This is a genomic window from Pseudomonas sp. NPDC078700 (assembly GCF_044542375.1).
Classification (GTDB): Bacteria; Pseudomonadota; Gammaproteobacteria; order Pseudomonadales; family Pseudomonadaceae; genus Aquipseudomonas.
Genome location: NZ_JBITUI010000002.1, coordinates 943362 through 964841 on the forward strand (window position 1 = coordinate 943362; position 21480 = coordinate 964841).

14 protein-coding genes are annotated in these 21480 nt (G+C 54.3%); 4 read left to right on the plus strand and 10 right to left on the minus strand.

Translation table 11 applies throughout. The features are described from left to right. Window positions 1-213: 213 nt before the first annotated feature. From folK to ACIGCM_RS10140, 5 genes are all read right to left on the minus strand, one after another. The gene (folK, locus tag ACIGCM_RS10120; protein ID WP_397501908.1) at window positions 214-705 is read right to left on the minus strand and encodes a 2-amino-4-hydroxy-6-hydroxymethyldihydropteridine diphosphokinase; all 492 of its coding nucleotides are present in this window, start codon (window positions 703-705) and stop codon (window positions 214-216) included. Between the two features lie 195 nt (window positions 706-900). Then, the gene (locus ACIGCM_RS10125; protein WP_397501909.1) at window positions 901-2307 is read right to left on the minus strand and encodes a polynucleotide adenylyltransferase PcnB; all 1407 of its coding nucleotides are present in this window, start codon (window positions 2305-2307) and stop codon (window positions 901-903) included. 682 nt (window positions 2308-2989) lie between these two features. Continuing rightward, window positions 2990-4420: a sigma-54-dependent transcriptional regulator gene (locus ACIGCM_RS10130; protein WP_397501910.1), complete on the minus strand. Its 1431-nt coding sequence runs from the start codon at window positions 4418-4420 to the stop codon at window positions 2990-2992. A gap of 34 nt (window positions 4421-4454) precedes the next feature. Next, window positions 4455-7409: a sensor histidine kinase gene (locus tag ACIGCM_RS10135; RefSeq protein ID WP_397501911.1), complete on the minus strand. Its 2955-nt coding sequence runs from the start codon at window positions 7407-7409 to the stop codon at window positions 4455-4457. Further along, entirely contained in the window at window positions 7393-7569 is a 177-nt protein-coding gene (locus ACIGCM_RS10140; RefSeq protein ID WP_003244646.1) for a hypothetical protein, read from the minus strand. Before ACIGCM_RS10140 ends, ACIGCM_RS10135 begins: the two co-directional genes overlap by 17 nt. A 351-nt stretch (window positions 7570-7920) precedes the next feature. Here ACIGCM_RS10140 and ACIGCM_RS10145 point away from each other — a divergent pair, with 351 nt between their 5' ends. The 4 genes from ACIGCM_RS10145 to ACIGCM_RS10160 all read left to right on the plus strand — a co-directional run bounded on the left by ACIGCM_RS10145 (window position 7921) and on the right by ACIGCM_RS10160 (window position 15725). After that, window positions 7921-11229 (plus strand): DUF2126 domain-containing protein, encoded by a 3309-nt coding sequence (locus ACIGCM_RS10145; RefSeq protein ID WP_397501912.1) that lies wholly within the window; start codon window positions 7921-7923, stop codon window positions 11227-11229. A 119-nt stretch (window positions 11230-11348) separates the two neighbouring features. Then, entirely contained in the window at window positions 11349-13847 is a 2499-nt protein-coding gene (locus ACIGCM_RS10150; RefSeq protein WP_397501913.1) for a circularly permuted type 2 ATP-grasp protein, read from the plus strand. Continuing rightward, complete coding sequence (locus ACIGCM_RS10155) at window positions 13844-14797, plus strand: transglutaminase domain-containing protein (protein WP_397501914.1); 954 nt, start codon at window positions 13844-13846, stop codon at window positions 14795-14797. Before ACIGCM_RS10150 ends, ACIGCM_RS10155 begins: the two co-directional genes overlap by 4 nt. Before the next feature lie 79 nt (window positions 14798-14876). Then, entirely contained in the window at window positions 14877-15725 is an 849-nt protein-coding gene (locus tag ACIGCM_RS10160; protein ID WP_397501915.1) for a mechanosensitive ion channel family protein, read from the plus strand. A gap of 132 nt (window positions 15726-15857) precedes the next feature. On the opposite strand, the gene ACIGCM_RS10165 is transcribed toward ACIGCM_RS10160, so the two are convergent. From ACIGCM_RS10165 to ureG, 5 genes are all read right to left on the minus strand, one after another. Further along, entirely contained in the window at window positions 15858-16805 is a 948-nt protein-coding gene (locus ACIGCM_RS10165) for a DUF808 domain-containing protein (protein WP_397501916.1), read from the minus strand. 378 nt (window positions 16806-17183) lie between these two features. Further along, a complete protein-coding gene (locus ACIGCM_RS10170) occupies window positions 17184-17771 on the minus strand; it encodes a TIGR00730 family Rossman fold protein (RefSeq protein ID WP_397501917.1) in 588 nt (195 codons plus the stop codon). Window positions 17772-19206: 1435 nt separating this feature from the next. Next, window positions 19207-20118 (minus strand): glycerophosphodiester phosphodiesterase, encoded by a 912-nt coding sequence (locus tag ACIGCM_RS10175; RefSeq protein ID WP_397501918.1) that lies wholly within the window; start codon window positions 20116-20118, stop codon window positions 19207-19209. 139 nt (window positions 20119-20257) lie between these two features. Beyond that, window positions 20258-20830: a HupE/UreJ family protein gene (locus tag ACIGCM_RS10180; RefSeq protein WP_397501919.1), complete on the minus strand. Its 573-nt coding sequence runs from the start codon at window positions 20828-20830 to the stop codon at window positions 20258-20260. A gap of 26 nt (window positions 20831-20856) precedes the next feature. Then, window positions 20857-21471, minus strand: a complete 615-nt coding sequence (gene ureG, locus ACIGCM_RS10185) for an urease accessory protein UreG (protein WP_397501920.1) — start codon at window positions 21469-21471, stop codon at window positions 20857-20859. Window positions 21472-21480 lie beyond the last annotated feature (9 nt).

Consider the following 21480-nt stretch of genomic DNA (forward strand, 5'->3'; position numbering starts at 1 on the left):
TCGGTTTGCACCGGTGCTGGGCAACGGGACGCCTATAGTCCTGATGACGAGGCGTTAAGTCAATTGCAGGTGTTACCGTCTTGTTACCTAGGCGGTGTTAAAACCCGTCAGTTTGGCTGGTTTTTAGTGGCTTTTGTGGGCAGTAAAACGTCCTGGACGGCCCGTATTCAGCCGCGATCAACGCTGTGTTACCGGGTGACATCAAACACTTCCCTAGTGGCCGCTGGGAAGTCGTTCGAGGCCTTCGAATGGGCAAGCAGCAAGCAAGTCTTGCAAGATCCTGCCATCAGGAAGTTGCAGTGCTGGTGCGATTTCGGCGAGCGGGTAGAGCACAAATGCCCGCGCATGCATGTGGTAGTGCGGAACAACCAAGCGCGGTTCATTGAGCAACTGCTGGCCGAACAGCAAGATATCCAGGTCCAGTGTGCGCGGGCCCCAGCGTTGTTCTTTGCGCTCACGGCCTTGCCCTAACTCAATGGCTTGCAGGGCATCGAGTAACTGCAAAGGGGTCAGTTGAGTGTCGAGCGCTGCAACCGCATTAAGGTAGCGGGGCTGGTCAGCTGGGCCGAGAGGGTCGCTGGCATAGAAGCTTGATTGCGCAACCAAGCGCGTTTGTTCTATTTCGCCTAGCGCCGCAAGCGCTGCAACTAGCTGCTGTTGCGGCGTTGCCAGGTTGCTGCCAAGACCAATGTAAACCCGCTCCATTAGAGAACCTCGAAAACTCGTGTGCTAGGAATAGCTGGGGCAGTCCGTGCTGGGGCAGCCCATGCTGGGGCAGTCCGTGCTGGAACTGCCCGTGCTGTGGCCTCGAAACGGTGGCTGCAATCTAATATTCAGCGAAGGCAGCTAAAGTCGTGTGCGAGCCCGGCCTTGCACTTCCGGGGCTCGCTGCTTGGCACTTCAGTCTTGGCTTGGGTTTGAGGAGCCTTCGCCTGCAGGATTGCGCTTGCGGCGATTGTTATTGCGGCGGCGTTTGCGTGGGGCACCTGCGCTCTCATCTTTGCTACTGAGGTCGCGAATCATATTGCGCCGCTCGCTGTCACTTGCATCCTGGTATGTGGTCCACCAATCACCAAGACCGTTGGTCTGCTCGCCTGCGCTTTCGCGTAACAGCAAGAAGTCATAGCCGGCGCGGAACCGTGGGTTTTCCAAGAGCGCATCGGCACGTTTACCAGTGCGGCGTGGTAAGCGTTCCTGCATATCCCATATTTCGCGGATAGGCATGGTGAAACGTTTAGGAATGGCGATGCGTTGGCACTGCTCGGCTATTAGCTCGTGAGCGGCTTCTTGCATGGCTGGAATCGGCGGCATACCGCGCTCTTGTAAGCGCAGAACGCGAGCTGGCAGGGCAGGCCAAAGCAGTGCCGCAAATATAAATGCCGGCGTAACCGTTTTGCCCTGCTTAATGCGCAGGTCAGTGTTGACCAGAGCATTGTGGATCAGGTTATCGGTGTAGTCCGGGTTTTGTTTCAGTGCGGCAGCCGCCGCTGGGAACAGTTGACCGAACAGGCCGTAATCCACCAGCAGTTCGTAGGTATAAACCCCGTAGCCCGCGAGAAATAGCTTCAGCACTTCATCAAACAGGCGGGCGGAAGGGATTTCGTTCAGCAGCGGTGCCAGTTTGTAGATCGGCGCAGCGCTGTGCTTCTCAATATCGAAGTCCAGTTTGGCCGCGAAACGAATCGCCCGCAGCATGCGCACGGGGTCTTCTTGGTAGCGTTGGGTTGGGTCACCAATCAGGCGGACCAGGTTGTTGCGGATATCGTGCGCACCGTTGGCATAATCAAGAATGCGCTCGTTTGATGGGTCGTAGTAGAGTGCATTTATGGTGAAGTCACGGCGTTGGGCATCGTCTTCAAGATTGCCATACACGTTGTCGCGCAAAATTCGGCCGTTTTCATTGCGTGAAGACAGGTTGCTATTTTCTTCCTCGTCGCCCTGAGGGTGGTTAGCCCGGAAGGTCGCAACTTCGATGATCTCGCGGCCAAAGTGGACGTGCACCAGTTTAAAGCGCCGACCAATAACGCGGGCGTTTCGAAATTCGGCGCGCACCTGTTCAGGTGTGGCACTGGTTGAGACGTCGAAGTCTTTGGGGACGACATCAAGCAACAAATCGCGAACACAACCACCTACCAAGAATGCTTGATAACCAGCATTCTGAAGGCGCTCTACCACGCTGATAGCGTAGCGGCTGATTTGCCCGCGCTGGATGGGGTGTTGGTTGCTATTAAGCACAACAGGGGTGCTATGCGCTTGCTTGGCATGGCGCACAGGGGGACGTAACGACTTGAACAGCTTTTTCAGCATGGGATGCACTGTATAGCGAAATGGCCGGCCAGATTTGATGTTGACCGCAGGATTGGCGCGGATTCTAGCATTATGCGGGGATATGGTGTAGGAGGGAGGTGAATCAATGTTGAACTGTGGAAAGCACTGAGGGAGCCGAAGCTCCCCCTTAAGTTGTTGCGTGCTTTATTTTTATTATTATTTCGGGCTTGTTGTTTTTGTTGAGTTGCCCGTTCCTTTTGGCCTAAGACCTCAGGAAAACCTCCCAAGTTGGGAGTTAATAGCAAACGGATTTCTTTGGATGCTGACATTGCAATGATCATTCCGTGATCCAACCAGTTCAGGTGCTGCTTATAAGCAGTTTTATTGTTCTCTACCTGGTCGCGGGGCAAGCCCCAAAAGCATATCCTCTCCAAAAGAATCAGTTTTCTGCGCCTCCTGTCCTGTTGTTTTTGTTGTACTGGAGTCGTTACGTTTTATTTTTATTATCTTGTTTGCTGCTTGTTATTGTTGTTGTGCAATAGATAAAGCATTCGTCGTGCCAACTTTTTAAAACCCTTTAAAATCAACGCTTTAGCGATTTCAGTCAGATTCGGTAGCTAGAAAAAAGCCGGGTGACGTTACCGTAACTCCCGGCTTTTGTTACTAAGTATTGAAACGGTAACAGTCTGCGGAACCCTTTTGCTGCGTCCGTGTCCTGTTGTTACCCGCTCACCGCACCTGATTTGCGCCGTGGAATGCCCAAGCGCTGACGACGCTCCCACAAGCATTTGCGGCTTATGCCTAATTTACGCGCCAACTCGGTTTCGGTCATGTGGTCCTGATGCTCAAGGACGAAGTGCTGGAAGTAGTCTTCAAGCGATAGGTCTTCAGTCGGCTCATGGCTATTGCTGCTGGTTTGGGCGCTGCTCGACATGCTGCTGTCAAAGTCATCGTCCTCCATGTCATCGAGCTCAACATCAATACCAAGCAGTTCAGCAGTAATCAGTGGGCTTTCGCACAGAATCACCGCACGCTCGATAGCATTTTCAAGTTCGCGAACGTTACCGGGCCACGGGTATTGGCGTATTGCGTGTTCAGCGCTTGCAGCAAAGTGCAGGTCGTCGCGGCCGATACGGGCAGATTGACGCTGAAGAAATGCCTGGGCGATTTCTAATACGTCCTTGCCGCGTTCGCGCAGTGCGGGAAGCTTTAGGGCAATGACATGCAGGCGGTAATAAAGGTCTTCACGAAACTGCCCGGTTTTGGCCAGGGTTTTTAAATCGCGGTGGGTCGCGGCTATCAGGCGCACATCGACCTTTTGTGACTGCACAGAGCCGACTCGGCGGATTTCGCCCTCTTGCAGCACACGTAACAGCCGCGCTTGAGCTTCGAGGGGTAACTCGCCGATCTCATCGAGAAACAGAGTGCCGCCATCTGCCGCCTCAACCAAGCCCGCCCGTGCCGCGCTGGCACCAGTAAAGGCACCTTTTTCGTGACCAAAGAGTTCGGACTCAATCAGGGTTTCGGGGATCGCTGCACAGTTAACTGAGATCAGTGGCGCTTTCGCACGCCTGGACAGGTTGTGCAGGGCGCGGGCGACCAGCTCTTTACCAGTGCCAGACTCGCCTTGGACCAAGACATTGGAGTCTGTCGGCGCGACTTTACGAATTTTGCTGTAGAGCTCAAGCATTGATGGCGATGAGCCAATGATGCCGATCTCGCCATTACTGTTGTTGGTTGCCTTTTCGGCCACTGACCCAGTGTTACGTTCGGGGGGCGCGCTCAGGTTGCTCTTAAGTGCCTGATGATCACGCAGGATGCGTGCGACGGCCTGGAGCATTTCGTCATGGTCGAACGGCTTGGCAATGTAGTCGACTGCGCCCATTTTCATCGAATCGACAGCTGAGCGCAGACTCGCGTAGCTGGTCATGATGAGTACAGGGGTGCCTTCACCGAGTTTTATCAACTCGGTGCCGGGCGCACCAGGCAGGCGCAGGTCACTGACAATCAGGTCAAAGCTGGGAATACTGAAACGCTCTTGCGCTTCTTGTACTGATCCGGCCTCGCTGACTTCGTATTGATTGCGCTCCAGTAGGCGGCGCAGGGCAGAGCGGATAATAGTTTCGTCTTCGACGATCAAAATATGAGGCATTAATTCGGTCTCTCGACGGTCTCAGGTCGCTGGTTTAAGTCGCTATTGACGTCGCTTCAACATGCCGCGGCAGCGTCACCCTGATTCGGGTGCCCCGTTGCAGTTCGGTATCAGCCGGGCTGTCGATTGTTATTTGTCCATAATGCTCTTCCACGATGGAATAGACCAGCGCAAGGCCAAGTCCGGTTCCACTACCAGGATCTTTGGTGGTGAAAAAGGGTTCGAATAACCGGTCCATGATCGCCTTGGGTATGCCGCTGCCTTCGTCTTCGACAATAAGGTCCACTGTATGCTCGAAAGCCTCAGTCTTGACGCGAATAGCGGTATCGGCAGAGGAGGCGTCACGAGCGTTGGACAACAGGTTGATTAACACCTGTGCCAGTCGTTGCGGATCACCCATGACCCAATGATCGGAATCACACAAATTATAAAAATGTACTTCAATACTTTGCCGGTTTAATGAGAGCAGGCCAATGGCATCTTGCGCCACTTCAGCTAAACATACCGGTTCATCGGCATGTTGATGGGAGCCTGAGTGGGCAAAGCTCATCAATGACTGGACAATTCTTGAAACCCGTTTGGTCTGCTCGATGATCTGCTGGCTGATTTCAGTCAGCTCGCCATCCTCTTCGCGCTCCTCACGCAGATTTTGCGCCAAGCAGGCAATGCCGGTAATTGGGTTGCCAATCTCATGGGCCACCCCGGCTGCCAATCGGCCAATGCTGGCCAGTCGTTCGGAATGCACCAGTTTGTCTTCGAGCACCTGGGTGTCGGTCATGTCTTCAAGCAGAATCACCAAGCCGCTATTGCCGGGGGCGAGCGGTTCAATGATCGCGGCCTTGTGCAGGCTTAGCCAACGGATCATGCCCTCTTCAGTTAAAGGGTGCTTGTGCAGATGTTGGTCGGGCAGTTCGACAAAATTGGTCAGCAGGCCGCGCCAAGGTTCACTCAATGTACCCAGGCGTGAACCGACCACACGCTGCGCCGGGATATCCGTGAGTTCCTCCATGGCTTTGTTCCACATCAGGATTTCTTGGTCTTTAGCCAGCGAACAGACGCCCATCGGCAGTTCTTGCAAGGTTTGCCGGTGATAACGGCGCAGCGCATCCAGCTCTGCGGCAAGACCGGTGAGGCGTGAGTGGTAGTCTTCCAGCCGGCTCTCTATAAAGTGTATGTCTTCGGTTACGTACGCTTCGCTGCCACTTTTAAAGGGTAGAAAGGTTTCAACGATATCCTGCGACACGCTTGGGCCCATCAATCCGGATAAATTGGCTTCAATGCGGTCCCGCAGGCGACGCAAGGCATAAGGGCGACTTTCATCGAAGGGTAAATGCAGGTCACGTAACGCTTGCTCAATCTCACGTTGTGCCGTTTTGGCACCCAGTGGCTTGGCAAGTTGAGTGGCGAACTCCTGGGGGGATGAAGCCAACAGTTCGCGCCGCTGCGGACGCCGCACGTTATCAACCGCGCAGGCTTCTGCGGCACTTTTTTCTTCTTCGCTGGCTTCGCTAAACAACGACACCAAGGTGAATATCAGGACGTTGGCGGCCAGAGAGCCAGTTGCAGCCAGGTGCCAGCTGCTGTCATTGAGCACATACACCATGTCGACGACAGGCAGGTAAATGTTCTGCAAGTTGCCTAGCAGTGGCATCAACATGCTGACTGCCCAGACCGAAATACCCGCCAGCAATCCGGCAATAAAGCCACGCCGGTTGGCCGTTGGCCAATACAGAACCGAAAGCACGCCCGGAAGAAACTGTAAGGTGGCAACGAAGGCGACAATGCCCAAGTTGGCAAGGTCTTGCTCGGCACGCAACAAGGCATAAAAGCCATAGCCGGTCATAATAACCAAGACGATTAGTGCGCGCCGGGTCCATTTCAGCCAGCGGTAGATATTACCCTCAGCTGGCGGCTGGTACAGCGGTAACACCACATGGTTGAGCAGCATGCCCGAGAGCGCCAGGGTGGTCACAATAATTAACCCGCTGGAGGCGGATAACCCGCCGACATAGGCAATCAACACCAGTGTCGGGCTGTTAACTGCCATGCCCAAACCCAGCGTGAAGTATTCCGGGTTAGTGGTTGCGCCAAGTTTGAGACCGGCCCAGAGAATGAGCGGTACAGCCAAGCTCATTAACAATAGAAATAGCGGTAAGCCCCAACTGGCGCTAACCATTGCCCTTGGGTTGATATTTTCCGTGAAGGTCATGTGGTACATGTGCGGCATCACAATCGCAGACGCGAAAAACACCAACAGCAGGGTGCGCCATGGTCCCTCTTGCAACGGTGTGTGCAGGCTGGTTAGCGCCGCCTGATTTTGCACCAGCCACTGTTCGAGGTCGTGGGGGCCGTTAAACACGGCATACAGTGCATAGAGGCCGATGGCGCTGATCGACGCCAGTTTAACGATTGACTCAAAGGCTATCGCGAAAACCAAACCTTCATGTTTTTCACGTGTAGCGATATGGCGTGCGCCGAACAGGATGGTGAAGAGAATCATCAGCACGCAGAAGCTGATTGCTACACGTGCCTGCATGGGCTCATGAGTGAGAATGCTGATGGTGTCTGCAACAGACTGGATCTGCAGTGCCAGCAGGGGTAACACGCCAATAAACATGAAAATAGTGGTCAGCGCGCCGGCCCAGGTGCTGCGAAAGCGAAAGGCAAATAAGTCAGCCAGCGATGACAACTGATAGGTTCGGGTGATGCGTAAAATCGGATAAAGCAGTACCGGTGCCAGCAGGAATGCGCCCGATACGCCTAAATAGCTGGCTAAAAAACCGTAACCATATTGGTAGGCCAAGCCAACAGTGCCGTAGAAAGCCCAAGCACTGGCGTAGACCCCCAATGAAAGGGTGTAGGTCAGGGGGTGACGGATGATCTTTCGGGGAATCAACCCGTGTTCACTGGCCCAGGCCACACCAAACAGCATAAGCAGGTAAGCCGCACTGATAAGAATCAGTTGGCCAAGACTAAAGCTCATCGGCATCTCGTTGACTCTGCAGAATAAATGTCACCACGATCAGAATCAGCCAAAGCAGATAAGGCCGGTACCACGCACCATTTGGGTCAATCCACCAATCCATGATGGCCGGGGAGAACAGATAAATCCCCACCACCAGAATTAGCACGAGTCGATAGATATACATGCCGCATCTCTTTTCGTGAGTGTGCTGATGTTACCGGATGCGTGGACGGCTGCGTAGTTTGCTGGTGCCTGGTTGTTCGCATCGCCAAGGCGCACACATTTATTGCGGGCAGTTCGCTGCCCCGCGACGCATTGAGCTGTAATGTCTTCAAGGCAATCTTTTAATTGAAAGCGTCTGGCAGGTGTTAGACCCACATTTGTGCGTATGATCATTAACCGATGTGCTGCTGCGCGATTCTGGTGCTCATTTACGTGACCTCCAGCGCCATCCCAGAGTGAAAGTCGCAGTGAATGGGCTCTGGCATAAGTTTTGCGCAGCATCGTTGTCGCCCAGGCAAGCAGGAGGCCCGCTGTGTCGATACATATCGCATTACATCACGTTAGCCATTACCGGTATGACCGGGCAGTCACTCTAGGCCCGCAGATTGTGCGTTTGCGTCCAGCGCCCCATAGTCGCACGCGGGTGCTGTCCTATGCGCTGAACGTTGAGCCGGGCGAGCACTTCATCAACTGGCAGCAAGACCCGCAGGGCAACTACCTGGCGCGCTTGGTATTCCCAGAGAAAACCAATGAATTAAAGGTTGAGGTTGATCTGGTTGCTGAGATGGCGGTCTTCAACCCCTTCGATTTCTTTTTAGAACCCTACGCTGAAAAAATCCCGTTCACCTACACAGAAAGTGAGCAGCGCGAGCTTGCACCGTATTTGGTGACCTTGCCGAGCACGCCGCTCTTTGCCAAGTATCTTGCGGGTATCTCCCGTGATCCGCTGCCGAGTATCGACTTCCTAGTGGCGATCAATCAGCGCTTGGCGGCTGATATTAAGTACCTGATCCGCATGGAACCCGGCGTGCAGACGCCCGAGCAGACCCTGAAAAACGCCTCGGGCTCATGCCGTGACACCGCGTGGCTGATGGTGCAGCTATTGCGTCAATTGGGCCTGGCAGCACGCTTTGCCTCGGGGTACCTGATTCAGCTAACCGCTGACGTCAAGTCGCTAGATGGGCCTTCGGGTACGGATGTCGACTTCACCGATCTGCACGCTTGGTGCGAGGTTTACTTACCGGGAGCGGGCTGGGTTGGCTTGGACCCTACAAGTGGATTATTTGCGGGCGAGGGCCATATTCCTCTGGCCTGCAGTCCAGAGCCTTCATCCGCTGCGCCAATCAGTGGCGCTGTTGATGAATGTGAGTGCGAGTTCTCCCATGAGATGCGTGTTGAGCGTATTTGGGAGGCACCGCGCGTAACCAAACCCTACAGCGAAGCGCAGTGGCTGGCGATCAATAGCCTTGGAAAGCAAATAGACGCCGAGCTCAAAGACAGGGATGTTCGCTTGACCATGGGTGGAGAGCCGACCTTCGTGGCGCTTGATTACCCGGACGACGCTGAGTGGAATACTGCGGCGCTGGGGCCTAACAAGCGGCTGCTGGCGGCGGATCTGTTTCATCGTTTGCGCGAGCACTATGCGCCGAACGCGCTGGTGCATTATGGGCAGGGCAAGTGGTACCCGGGCGAGCAATTGCCGCGCTGGTCCTTGAACTGTTTCTGGCGCCGTGATGGCCAGCCCGTCTGGCGTGACGCCAAGTTGTATGCTGATGAGCACAATGACTATGGTGCTGATGAGGCCCTTGCTGCGACCTTCTTGAAAACCCTTGCCGGACGCTTGGGTATTTCGGCTGAGCACCGATTCCCTGCCTATGAAGATGGTTTCTATTTCTTATGGCGTGAGCGCAAGTTGCCGAGCAACGTCACGCCAAGTGATCCACGCCTGGCTGACCCATTGGACCGAGAACGCTTGCGCAAGGTTTTTCAGCAGGGGTTGGATAAAGTCATCGGGCATGTCTTGCCTTTGGCACGTAACGCCGCTGAGACCCAGTGGCTGACAGGCAGTTGGTACTTGCGTGAGGAGCACTGCTGGCTGATTCCCGGTGACTCGCCGCTGGGGTATCGCTTGCCGCTGGAGTCACAGCCCTGGGTCAGCAAGGCCGATTACCCCTATGTGAATCCGCCTGATCCTTCACAGCGGTTGGCGCCACTTCCGGGCGCAGCACAGGTGCAGAGTCAACTACGTGGCGTATGGCAAGGCAGTCAAAAGGCATCGACAAAGCGTCCGCAGCTGAATAAATCGGCCGACGATATTGTGCGTACCGCGCTGTGTGCAGAGCCCCGTGAAGGCCGCTTGTACCTGTTTATGCCGCCATTGGTGCGGCTGGAAGATTATCTCGAACTGGTTGCGGCCATTGAGGCCACGGCTGGCGAACTTGATTGCCCAGTGATACTTGAAGGGTATGAGCCGCCAGTTGATCCGCGCTTGCAGTTCTTTCGGGTGACCCCGGATCCGGGTGTGATTGAGGTCAATATTCATCCCGCTGCAAGCTGGGATGAGTTGGTCGAGCGCACTGAGTTTCTCTATGAGACTGCCCGTCAGTGCCGTCTAAGCAGCGAAAAATTCATGATCGATGGCCGCCATACCGGTACGGGTGGCGGTAATCACTTTGTTTTAGGCGGTGCGACACCGCCGGATTCACCGTTCTTACGCCGGCCTGACTTATTGAGAAGCTTGATCAGCTATTGGCACAATCACCCTTCGCTTTCGTACCTGTTTTCCGGTTTGTTTATTGGCCCGACATCGCAAGCACCGCGTGTGGATGAAGCGCGCAATGACGCGCTGTACGAGTTGGAGGTTGCCTTTGCGCAGATGCCAGAACCGGGTAAAGAGTGTGCCCCTTGGTTGGTCGACCGGTTGCTGCGTAACCTGTTGGTTGATGTAACGGGTAACACCCACCGCGCTGAGTTCTGTATCGACAAGCTCTACTCGCCAGATTCCGCCTCGGGGCGTCTTGGTCTGCTGGAACTGCGTGCTTTTGAAATGCCGCCCCATGCGCAAATGAGTTTGGCTCAACAGTTATTACTGCGCGCCTTGGTAGCGCGGTTCTGGAAACAGCCTTATCAACCCGCAAGGCTGGTGCGCTGGGGCACTGAACTGCATGACCGCTTCTTGCTGTCGCACTATGTTGAACAGGACTTCAATGATGTAATTCAGGATTTAAACGCAGAGGGCTATAAATTCCGAGCAGAGTGGTTTGCGCCACACTTTGAGTTCCGCTTTCCTAAAGCTGGCGACTTCAATGTCAAAGGCATCGACTTGGAGTTGCGCCAAGCGCTTGAGCCTTGGCATGTGCTGGGCGAGGAGGGCACCGCAGGCGGGACTGTACGGTATGTCGATTCATCCCTTGAGCGCATGCAAATCAAAGTACGCGGCATGACCCCGGATCGCTATGTGATTACCTGTAACGGCGTGCCTGTACCTTTGCACGCCACGGGCAAGGTCGGTGAGTTTGTGGCCGGTGTTCGTTATCGTGCCTGGCAGCCCGCCAACTGTTTGCAACCAACCATTGGTGTGCATGCGCCCTTGGTGTTCGATGTGTTCGATACCTGGATGAATCGCTCCTTGGGTGGCTGCCAGTATCACGTTGCACACCCAGGTGGCCGCAATTACGAAACGCTGCCGGTTAATGCGTACGAGGCTGAAAGCAGGCGCTTGGCACGTTTCTTCAGGCTTGGCCATAGTCCTGGCAAGCGCTCGCCAATGCCCGTGATTGCAAACACTGAGTTGCCGATGACCCTCGATCTTCGGCTTGGTCCAGCAAGTCGCAAAGACTAGTCTTTAGTTAGGGCGCTCAACAAATGCCCAAAAATACTCAGGTCAGCTACCCTGACCTGAGTATTTGGGCGAGCGCAAATGCTAAAATTTGCCTGTGTAAATGACTGTCCGAGATTTTGATGGCTGATCTGCTTGCCGACTACCCGCTCAATGATGCGGCTTACCATGAACTGCTAGATGCTGACGGGCAAGTGCGACCTCATTGGCGGCGAATCGTTGAGCAACTGCGGCGTAGCACACCGTTTCAGTTGCAACAGCGTCAGGACCTACTGGCGCGGCAAATTCAAGAAAACGGCATCACATACAACGTGTATGCAGACCCCGAAGGTGCGGATCGACCTTGGGAGCTGGATCTGCTGCCCCACGTGGTCACCGCAGATGAATGGCAGGTAATCGCCAAAGGTGTCGCTCAGCGAGCGGACCTGCTTAATCAGGTATTGGCTGACATTTATGGCCCACAAAGCTTGCTGGCTGACGGCTTGCTTCCCGCAGAACTGGTATTTGGCCACAACAACTTTCTTTGGCCATGCCAAGGCATAGAAGTACCTGATGCAACCTATTTGCATATCTATGCGGTTGATCTCGCTCGCGCCCCTGATGGGCGTTGGTGGGTCACCGCAGATAGAACCCAAGCCCCGTCAGGTGCAGGTTATGCACTGGAAAACCGCCAAATAGTATCGCGCGCCTTCCCTGATCTGTTCCGTGATATGCGTGTTCAGTATCTGGCAGGGTTTTTCCGCACCTTGCAAGAAACCATCGCCAGACAAGCGCCTGCGGCTGACGGTGAAACGCCGCTGGTTGTGGTGCTAACAGCAGGGCGTCTCAATGAAAGTTACTTCGAACACCTGTATCTCGCCCGGCAACTGGGTTATCCCTTGGTTGAAGGTACGGACTTAACCGTACGCGATGCCACGGTGTACCTGAAGACATTGGCCGGCTTGCGTCGGGTTCATGCGATTTTACGCCGATTGGATGATGATTTTTGCGACCCTCTGGAACTGCGTATTGATTCGGCACTCGGCGTGCCCGGTTTGCTTGACGCGGTACGGCAGGGGCGAGTGCTGGTCACCAACGCACTCGGCAGTGGTGTCCTTGAGTCGCCTGGTTTTTCGGGTTTTCTGCCCGCCATCAGTGAAAAGCTACTGGGTGAATCTTTGCTGCTGCCGAGCATTGCCAGCTGGTGGTGCGGAGAGCCGCCGGTATTGGAAGAGGCGCTTGATAAGCTTTCTGAGTTATTGATTCGGCCGAGTTTTCCCTCACAAAATTTTGCCCCTGTATTTGGCCATGAGCTTGACGAGAAGCAGCGCGATGCGCTGGCGGAGCGTCTAAAAAGCAGACCTTACGCCTATGTCGCCCAAGAAATTGCGCAGCTGTCACAGGCACCGATTTGGCAGAGTGAGCAGCGCAGCTTGCAACCGCGGGCAATTGGCATGCGCGTATTTGCAGTTGCCGGGCCCAAGGGCTATCGAGTAATGCCTGGCGGGCTGACGCGCGTTGCCGGTCAAGCGGATGCAGAAGTGGTGTCGATGCAGCGCGGCGGTGCCAGTAAAGATACCTGGGTGCTGGGCAGTCGCAGCAGTGGTGGCGAATCCTGGCAGGGCACGCGTCCTTTAGGCGTCGCCGATTTAGTTCGCAGTGACCCTTACTTGCCCTCGCGGGTGGTTGAAAATCTGTTTTGGTTTGGGCGTTACAGCTCACGCAGCGAGGACAATGCTCGTCTGTTGCGCATCATGCTGTCACGTTATGTTGATGATGACGACGATCCGAATGCCCTTGAAGCCGCATTGAACCTGGGTGAGCGCCTGGGCCTATTGCCAGATGCAGAAGATGGCGAAACGTTAGAGCAGCGACTTGAGCAGGCCTTGCTCGGTGATGACTGGCCCGCCAGTCTGCGGACCAATTTGCAGCGTCTGATTTGGACCGCCGGAAGTGTGCGCGGCAAACTTTCGCAGGCCAACTGGCAGGCTTTGTTGGAATTACAGATTGAGGCGCAAGAACTTGAAGTTCAGCAGGCGGACTTTGGTGAGGCGCTGGATTTCTTAAATGGCTTGGTGATGTCGCTGGCAGCACTCTCCGGCTTTGCTCTGGACGACATGACCCGTGACGATGGCTGGCGCTTTTTGATGATTGGGCGCTGTATCGAGCGCCTGCAGTTTATGAGCGAAAGTATCGCCAGCTTTATTCGCAGCCCAATGGCCGATGACCAATCTGCGCTGGAGTGGTTACTGGAGCTGGGTAACAGCAGCATCACTTACCGCACTCGTTACCTTGCAACCGCCCAGTTGATACCGGTTTTGGACCTGCTGTTGCTAGACGATCAAAACCCCCACGCGGTGCTATTTCAATTGCGCACCCTGGTTAGCTCTCATGCGAGGTTGGTAGAACGTTTCGACCTGCCTGGCTCATCACGCCTGGCCAGCTTGGAGCGGCAGCTCAGCGGCTTCAGTCTTGCCACGTTGGAAAACTCCCTGTTCGGGCCAAGCAGTGTGCGGGCGGTATTGAATGGGTTGGCGCAGCTGCTTGAAACAATTGCGCAGGCTAGCGCAGAAACTTCAGACCAACTGGCGCTGCGCTTCTTCGTGCACGTGGATGCCAGTCAGCGGACACAGTCGTCATGAGCGTTAAGCAGATGCACAGCGAAGTGCCCGAACTCCAGTTGGCGCGCTATCAGATCATCCATGACACGCACTACAGCTATTCGGCCACGGTTTCACTTTCGCAACAATTGGCACACCTGGTGCCACGCGATTGCACTTGGCAGGTCAAACATCAGTGCCAGCTTGAAGTCAGCCCCACGCCGTGCATGCGCCATGATGGCCTAGATGTATTTGGCAACCCGTTAACGCGCTTGGTTTTTGAACGTCCCCATGATTCGCTGAAGGTCAGCGCTCAGATGCGTTTGGATGTGTTGGCACGGCCAAGTATCAGCTTGCAAGACTCGCCCGCTTGGGAAGATGCCTGCGCTGCGATGCGTTACAGCGGGACGCGAATGTCTGCCGATTTGTTAGATGCTTGTCGGTTTCGCTTCCAGTCTCCCTATGTCCAGCTTAAACACAGTTTTGCCACGTATTCGGCCGACTGCTTTGTGCCGGGCAAGCCATTGTTATTGGCCGCTCAGGCGCTAATGAACAAGATATTTACTGAGTTCACCTTTGACGCAGTCGCCACGCAGGTGGCGACCCCCTTGTTGCAGGTGCTGGAAGAGCGGCGAGGCGTGTGTCAGGACTTTGCCCATTTGATGCTGGCTTGTTTGCGTTCCCAAGGCGTGGCTGCACGTTATGTCAGCGGTTATTTGCTCACACAGCCGCCACCGGGGCAGCCTAGGCTGATCGGTGCCGACGCTTCCCATGCCTGGGTCTCGGTGTTTTGCCCGGATCATGGTTGGGTCGACTTTGATCCGACCAATAACATCCGCCCGGCGCTCGAGCACATCACCTTGGCTTGGGGACGCGACTTTGCCGATGTATCGCCCCTGCATGGCGTTATTCTTGGCGGGGGCGGCCACGACCCGGATGTGCAAGTGACAGTGCTGCCGCTCACCGAGGACGGTGCCATCGCACAGGGCTAACTGCTAAATCTCGCAAATATTTTTCCCCGTGCTAGCTTTTTTAAGGGTAACTGTACCTATCCCTTATTGGAGCAAGGCCATGGACGATACAACCATCGTAAATGTGGGCACGGAAAAAATGAACGCGCTGTACAACTTGGTCACGCAGTACGGTGCCGCGTTTGCCATAAAAATTCTCTCAGCTGTGGCCTTTTGGGTCATTGGCCGTTGGCTGATTAACTTTGCCGTGGGCTTGGTGCAAAAAGGCTTGGGACGACAGCATGTTGATCCGACAGTGCTGCGTTACGTGGGTAACTTCATCACCGTAACCCTGAATATTTTGCTGGTGATCGGCATTCTCGGCTACTTCGGCGTGCAGACCACAACCTTTGCTGCACTCATCGCGGCTATTGGTCTGGCGATTGGTATGGCTTGGTCAGGGTTGCTTGCAAATCTTGCAGCAGGCGGATTCATAATCATCTTGCGCCCATTCAAGGTCGGCGACTTTATCTGTGCGGGCGGTGTGACCGGTACCGTCACCGAAATTGGTTTATTCGTCACCGCTATCAACACCCCAGATAATGTATTAACGCTGGTGGGCAACAACAAAATCTTCAGTGACAACATCCAGAACTTTTCCCATAACACCTTTCGCCGGGTCGATCTCAAAGCCCAGCTTTCTGGCGCAGCAGATTACAAAGCCGCGGCCGCGTTGCTTAGGGAGCGCATTGCCGGTATTGATAATGTGCTTGCTGAGCCAGCAGTTGATGTCGAGATACTGGAGTTCAACTTGGTCGGGCCGGTGATGGCGGTGCGGCCGTATTGCCATACTGATAACTATTGGCAGGTGTATTTCGACACCAACAAGATGATCAAGGATGCCTTGGGCGAGGCAGGCTTCCCAGCACCAATGCCTGCGCAAACGGTGATCATGCAGCAAGCCGGCTGAGTGAGTTTAGGCAGGCTGCGTACAAGGGTGGATGGCGCTTTCCCCATCCACCGCTTACAGCGCGATGATTGATTTTTGGCTTGGAACTGGGTGGACAGGCTTTGCGTTGTTCACCCACAAAAACATCTTTCATTACCTTTTGATGGCTTTCCACAGCTTACTCAGCAGCGTGACAACCGCGAGCGCGATTGCGCCCAGGATTATCCCCACAACGCCATTAAGCAGCACAGGCACCACACTGCTCATAAACTCAATACCCGAACTGGCTGCCAGATGCTCTGACGTTTGCTCTACCCAGTGGTGGGCTACTGGAATGCCGTGGGTAAGGATGCCGCCACCGACCAAGAACATTGCGATGGTGCCGATAATCGACAAACCTTTCATCATGTAAGGCGCGGCAACCAAGATGCCGTGGCCAAAACTGCGCATAGCCCGGGTAAAAAAACCTTCACCCTCAAGCTGGTTCAAGTAGAGGCCAGCATCATCGAGCTTGACGATACCAGCGACAAGGCCGTACACGCCAAGCGTCATTACCAGGGCAATGCCTGAAACCACGACAATTTGTTGAGTCAGCGGTGCACCGGCGACGGTGCCCAAGGTAATCGCAATAATTTCGGCGGACAGGATGAAGTCGGTGCGAATAGCCCCGCCAATCTTTTGTTTCTCGAAGGCTTTGATCTCTTCTGGCGATTTACTCGCAGCTTCGATCAGCTCAGTTCTCTCTTGTTTGTCGTCTTCCTTGGGGTGGAGAAATTTGTGGGTGATTTTTTCGAAACCCTCAAAGCACAGATAGGTGCCGCCGAGCATCAGTATCGGGGTTACCGCCCACGGTGCTACAGCGCTGATGACCAACGCAGCTGGCACTAGAATCAATTTATTGCGCAGGGATCCTTTGGTAACGGCCCACACCACAGGAAGCTCGCGGTCAGCACGTACGCCGGTAACTTGCTGGGCGTTGAGCGCCAGATCATCGCCCAAAACCCCGGCGGTTTTCTTGGCGGCGACTTTGGTCATCAAAGACACATCGTCAAGCACCGTTGCAATGTCATCGAGGAGGGCTAAAAGGCTACTAGCTGCCATGCAAGGGATTCCTTTGGTTTGTGGAACGTCAGTATCTGGGCATTACGATAGCGCAGCAAGCGCTTGCATATAAGCATTTAAGCGATGCAGAGCTACAGCTTGGCCGGTCTATTGATGTGCATGGGTGACTGCGCGATGGGCGCATTGTGCAGTTCGAGAGTCATTAGCCTGATAGTGCCGAAGCGCTGCGCAAGAATGATGTTAAGTGACCGCTCGCGAGTAAGGCGCTTTCTTTTAAAGCGTTCATGCCAATTAACAGGGGGTCGATGTTTCGCCAGCTCAATGTCATGGCTTGGTGCAATGTACTGACAGTCTTTAACGCTCATTGAAACAAACGCCGCGAATCGATTCGCGGCGTTTTATTGGTTTTGCTTTTGCCTAGTCCGGCTTGCTGGTATGCCAGCGCGGGGCTTCCAGGGGTTGCCAGTTGGCCAGGTGTTCAAGCAGCTCACTAGGCGTCTCGCTCAGTTGCAGCATGGCGCGGTGGTTGGCGCGGACGAATTGCTCCTCCACCAAGTGATCGAGGAAGTCGCCTAATTTGCTGTAGAAGCCGTTAACGTCGAGTAAGCCCAGTGGTTTGTTATGGTAACCAAGCTGCGCCCAAGTCCAGACTTCAAACAACTCTTCAAGCGTACCCAGACCGCCCGGAAGGGCGATAAAGGCATCACTGAGCTCAGCCATGCGTGCTTTTCGTGCATGCATGCCATCAACTACTTCTAGCCGGGTAAGGCCCTGGTGGCCAACCTCCGCCCGTTTCAGGCTTTGTGGAATGATGCCTATCACTTCACCGCCAGCGGCGAGTGCGGCGTCTGCAACAACGCCCATCAATCCTACAGCGCCGCCGCCGTAGACCAGGCGAATATTGTGTTGGGCAAGGTACTGACCCAGTTTCACTGCGGCCTCACGGTAAATGGGGTTAGCCCCGGTACTCGCGCCGCAGAAAACACAGATCGAACGCAAACTCATGGCAGTACTCCTGAGAAATAGTTTGCTCAGGTTAGCGGTATTGAGGGTGCAAGACTATGTATACGGCGCGTCCTGTTACTCAGGGCAAACGCCGCTGTTACCACCCGCATAGGCTGCGAGCAGGCTGTGCAGTAATTGGCTTAGGTGAGTTTGTGAGGTGTTCATAATGGGCTCCTTGTTGATAAAACAAGATTAACCCTGGCCATTGCGGGTGGCTTGTTAATTCAATTGATCAGGCTAATAGCATTTCCCAGTAGTTGCGCACAAAGACTGTGGAATGAACTGTGGGTAACATGGGCGTATCAGGCTACACACCCTGTACTTAGGGGCTTGCAGCCTACTGTTTATTTTATGACCAATATTTTTTAAAAATGGCTTTATCAACCACAGGTTCAGTTATCAACTGGGAAACTCAAGCGATTAAGTTGTCCACGGCTACTGTGGGTAGGCCTGTAGATAACTATTGTATGTATTGCTACAGCCCACTGGAAACAACAGGTGTGGAGAGTTGTTCGTTTTTTGATCAGGGGCTTGTGGCGAGAAAATATTGGGCTTCGTCTAGAACATGATTAATTATTTAACCGGGAAAAATCATTCTCTGTGCAGTTATTCAGTTTCTCTGTGGAGGGGGCTGTGAATAACCTGCGGGTTAAGACGTAGAACCCTCTGGATACGCGGGCTTTAGAGTGTTGTGTGTTTTTTGACCAATTATTACTGTGTCAGTAAATTAATCAATAATCAGGACTATTCAAGGGTGTTTTAGCCGCCGGCTAAGTTGTCCACGACTATTGTGGGTAGCCTTGTTGATAACTAGTGTGCTCATTGCTTGAGGCCAGTATTTACGAGCACTACACGAGATTGTTGGTTTTTTGATCACCTGTTGTAAGGCCCTTGCAGCACGTTAATTCCGGCCAATAGTCAAGCTATTATCCCGCTGACTAAGATTGCAGTGAATAAGTATCAAGAGTTATCCAGTTTCTCTGTGCAGTGTTCTGTGGATAAGCTGCGGGCTAAGTGATCAGCGTCAGGTGGGACTAGGTTCAGGGCCTGTTGTACGTTTTTTGATCAATGCATGTTAAGCAATGAAATCAGTGAGTTAGTTATGTTTTTCAGTGCTTCATCAACAGTTGTCCCCGACAACTGTGGGTAGTCTTGTTGATAACTAGGGTATGCATCCCTGCATCCCAGTAATGGCGGGGCTTTTCACTGGTTGATCGTTTTTTGTACAGCCATTTGAAAGGTTTATAAACTTTGCGAGTGAGCCTAATAGTCAAGAAATTATTCAATTATTTCAGGGGCTTGGAGCTTAGGTGGATGCAGTTATCCCAGTTCTCTGTGTAAGCTTCTGTGGATAACCTGCGGGTTAAGCGCTGTGGGCTACGCAGGACTAGGTGTGGCAGGCTTTGTACGTTTTTTGATCAAAGTTGATGCCGCTCTAATCGCTGAGTGCGCTAATGCGTGTTGATCGACCTAATAATTGCAGCGCCCGGTCCGGATAGTCGGTTATCAAGCCTTGGGCACCCACATCCAAGAGTTTGCGCATGGCAGGCTGCTCGTTAATTGTCCACAGTTGCACGCTGAGGCCACGTGCTTTGGCCGACGTGATCAATGCGCTGCTGGCAAGCTCAACGCCGCTGTGGCGCGGAGGTATCTGCACAACCTGATAAGAGGGTGACAGTGCGGAGCTAATTCCCAGCCAGTTCATGGCCAGGAACAATCGTATCGAGTTGGGGCTGGCCGAGGTGGCTATACCGGGGCAATGCTCGCGTAGGCGTTGCAAGCTGGATTCATAGTAGCTGGCGATAACCACCCGGTCGCGCTGCTTATAGTCGTTTAGGCTCTGGCAGAGCTTATCCACAAGTTCGTTGCCGGCCAGTTTTAGCTCAATGACTTTGGCTATTGTCGGTTCGGCCTGTAGCACTGCCTCAAATTGCGGGATCGTTATGCTTTGGTTGCGGTACGGATAGCTTTGGCCGCCGTCCGCGGTCCAGTTGTAGCCAGCATCCAGTTGCTGTAACTGCTCCAGGGTGAAACTGTCCACAGGGCCTTCGCCATTTGTCGTGCGGTCTACTGTGGCGTCATGGATCACTACGATTTGCCCATCGCTTGAAAGCCGAACATCCATCTCCAGCATATCCACCCCCAGCGCACTGGCGCGCTGAAAGGCAAACAGGCTGTTTTCTGGCCATAAACCGCGCCCGCCGCGATGGGCGATAACCAGCGGTTGATCGCCAAGTGAGGTGAGTACTTTCGGTGTTTGTGCAGGCCTGCTGGTGAGAACTAATACCGTAAGGGTAATGGCTACGAGCAGTAGAGGAGCGATTAGAAAACGGGCGACACGCAACATGAGGATTCAGTCCAGTCCGGGTGCTCTCGGACTATGACAGACTGAAGGGGGTGTGGCTGATGAACTGGAGCACAATTGCGTACATTAAAGCGGGGCAACCTACAGCCTTGTAGCTGTAGGTTGTTATGGCAGTCGCGACTCAGCTGGCCAGCAACCATGCACCGGTGAGTGCCGAAGCTGCACCGGCAATACGGATCAATGGTGCCGCTGCTTGCGGCAGGAAACGCACCATTGCATAACCACTGGCATGCAATGCTGCGGTGGCCGCAACAAAGCCGATGGCGTATGTTGCCGGGCTCGCCAGGGCAGGCAGCTCCAGGCCGTGAGCAATGCCGTGGCTAAGGCCAAACACTGCCGTCAGGCTCAGGGCAAAGGCGGCAGGCAGACGTGCAGCAACGGCGACCAGTACGCCGAAAGCGAGAACAGAGCCGGCAATAGCCGTTTCCATCAACGGCATCTGAACACCATTGAACCCTAGTACGCCACCGATGAGCATGCTGCTGACGAAGGTCACGGGTAATGTCCAGCGTGCAGCACCTTGCTGTTGAGCAGCCCAGAGACCGACGGCCAACATGGCCAGCAGGTGATCAAGGCCAAACACTGGGTGAGCGAGACCCGCCATAAGACCAGACTCATGATGCCCGGGATGAGCAAATGCCAGCGCAGGTGTTAGGAAGAGGGCGGCGGCAAACAGGGATTTACGCAGGTTCATGTTAAGCATCCTTGTGGGTATTCAAGTCAGGCAGCGTTGAGCATGCCATGGCGTTCGATGAAGGCGATGATGTCTTCGAGGCCTTGGCCGATTTTTTGGTTACTGAAAACAAAGGGTTTGTCACCGCGCATTTTCTTGGTGTCACGGTCCATGACCTCAAGTGATGCGCCAACCAGCGGAGCAAGGTCGATCTTGTTGATCACCAACAAGTCAGACTTGCAGATACCAGGCCCCCCCTTACGTGGCAGCTTGTCGCCAGCGGAGACGTCGATCACATAGATCGTCAGGTCGGAAAGCTCGGGACTGAAGGTGGCCGAGAGATTGTCACCGCCAGACTCCACCAGAATCACATCGAGACCGGGGAAGCGTTTATTCAGTTGGTCAACTGCCTCAAGGTTGATCGAGGCATCTTCGCGAATTGCGGTGTGCGGGCATCCGCCTGTTTCAACGCCGATGATTCGCTCTGGGGCCAGTGCTTCGTTGCGCACCAGAAACTGTGCGTCTTCTTGGGTATAGATGTCATTGGTGACCACGGCGATGTTGTAACGCTCGCGCAAGGCCAGGCAGAGCGCCAAGGTCAGGGCGGTTTTTCCGGAACCGACCGGGCCGCCGATACCGACGCGCAAAGGTTGGCTATTCATTTGGATTTC

What these genes read in the sequence shown, in the direction of transcription:
- folK (WP_397501908.1), bottom strand. Translation starts at nt 705, where the DNA reads ATGGAGCGGGTTTACATTGGTCTTGGCAGCAACCTGGCAACGCCGCAA.
- ACIGCM_RS10125 (WP_397501909.1), bottom strand. Translation starts at nt 2,307, where the DNA reads ATGCTGAAAAAGCTGTTCAAGTCGTTACGTCCCCCTGTGCGCCATGCC.
- ACIGCM_RS10130 (WP_397501910.1), bottom strand. Translation starts at nt 4,420, where the DNA reads ATGCCTCATATTTTGATCGTCGAAGACGAAACTATTATCCGCTCTGCC.
- ACIGCM_RS10135 (WP_397501911.1), bottom strand. Translation starts at nt 7,409, where the DNA reads ATGCCGATGAGCTTTAGTCTTGGCCAACTGATTCTTATCAGTGCGGCT.
- ACIGCM_RS10140 (WP_003244646.1), bottom strand. Translation starts at nt 7,569, where the DNA reads ATGTATATCTATCGACTCGTGCTAATTCTGGTGGTGGGGATTTATCTG.
- ACIGCM_RS10150 (WP_397501913.1), top strand. Translation starts at nt 11,349, where the DNA reads ATGGCTGATCTGCTTGCCGACTACCCGCTCAATGATGCGGCTTACCAT.
- ACIGCM_RS10155 (WP_397501914.1), top strand. Translation starts at nt 13,844, where the DNA reads ATGAGCGTTAAGCAGATGCACAGCGAAGTGCCCGAACTCCAGTTGGCG.
- ACIGCM_RS10160 (WP_397501915.1), top strand. Translation starts at nt 14,877, where the DNA reads ATGGACGATACAACCATCGTAAATGTGGGCACGGAAAAAATGAACGCG.
- ACIGCM_RS10165 (WP_397501916.1), bottom strand. Translation starts at nt 16,805, where the DNA reads ATGGCAGCTAGTAGCCTTTTAGCCCTCCTCGATGACATTGCAACGGTG.
- ACIGCM_RS10170 (WP_397501917.1), bottom strand. Translation starts at nt 17,771, where the DNA reads ATGAGTTTGCGTTCGATCTGTGTTTTCTGCGGCGCGAGTACCGGGGCT.
- ACIGCM_RS10175 (WP_397501918.1), bottom strand. Translation starts at nt 20,118, where the DNA reads ATGTTGCGTGTCGCCCGTTTTCTAATCGCTCCTCTACTGCTCGTAGCC.
- ACIGCM_RS10180 (WP_397501919.1), bottom strand. Translation starts at nt 20,830, where the DNA reads ATGAACCTGCGTAAATCCCTGTTTGCCGCCGCCCTCTTCCTAACACCT.
- ureG (WP_397501920.1), bottom strand. Translation starts at nt 21,471, where the DNA reads ATGAATAGCCAACCTTTGCGCGTCGGTATCGGCGGCCCGGTCGGTTCC.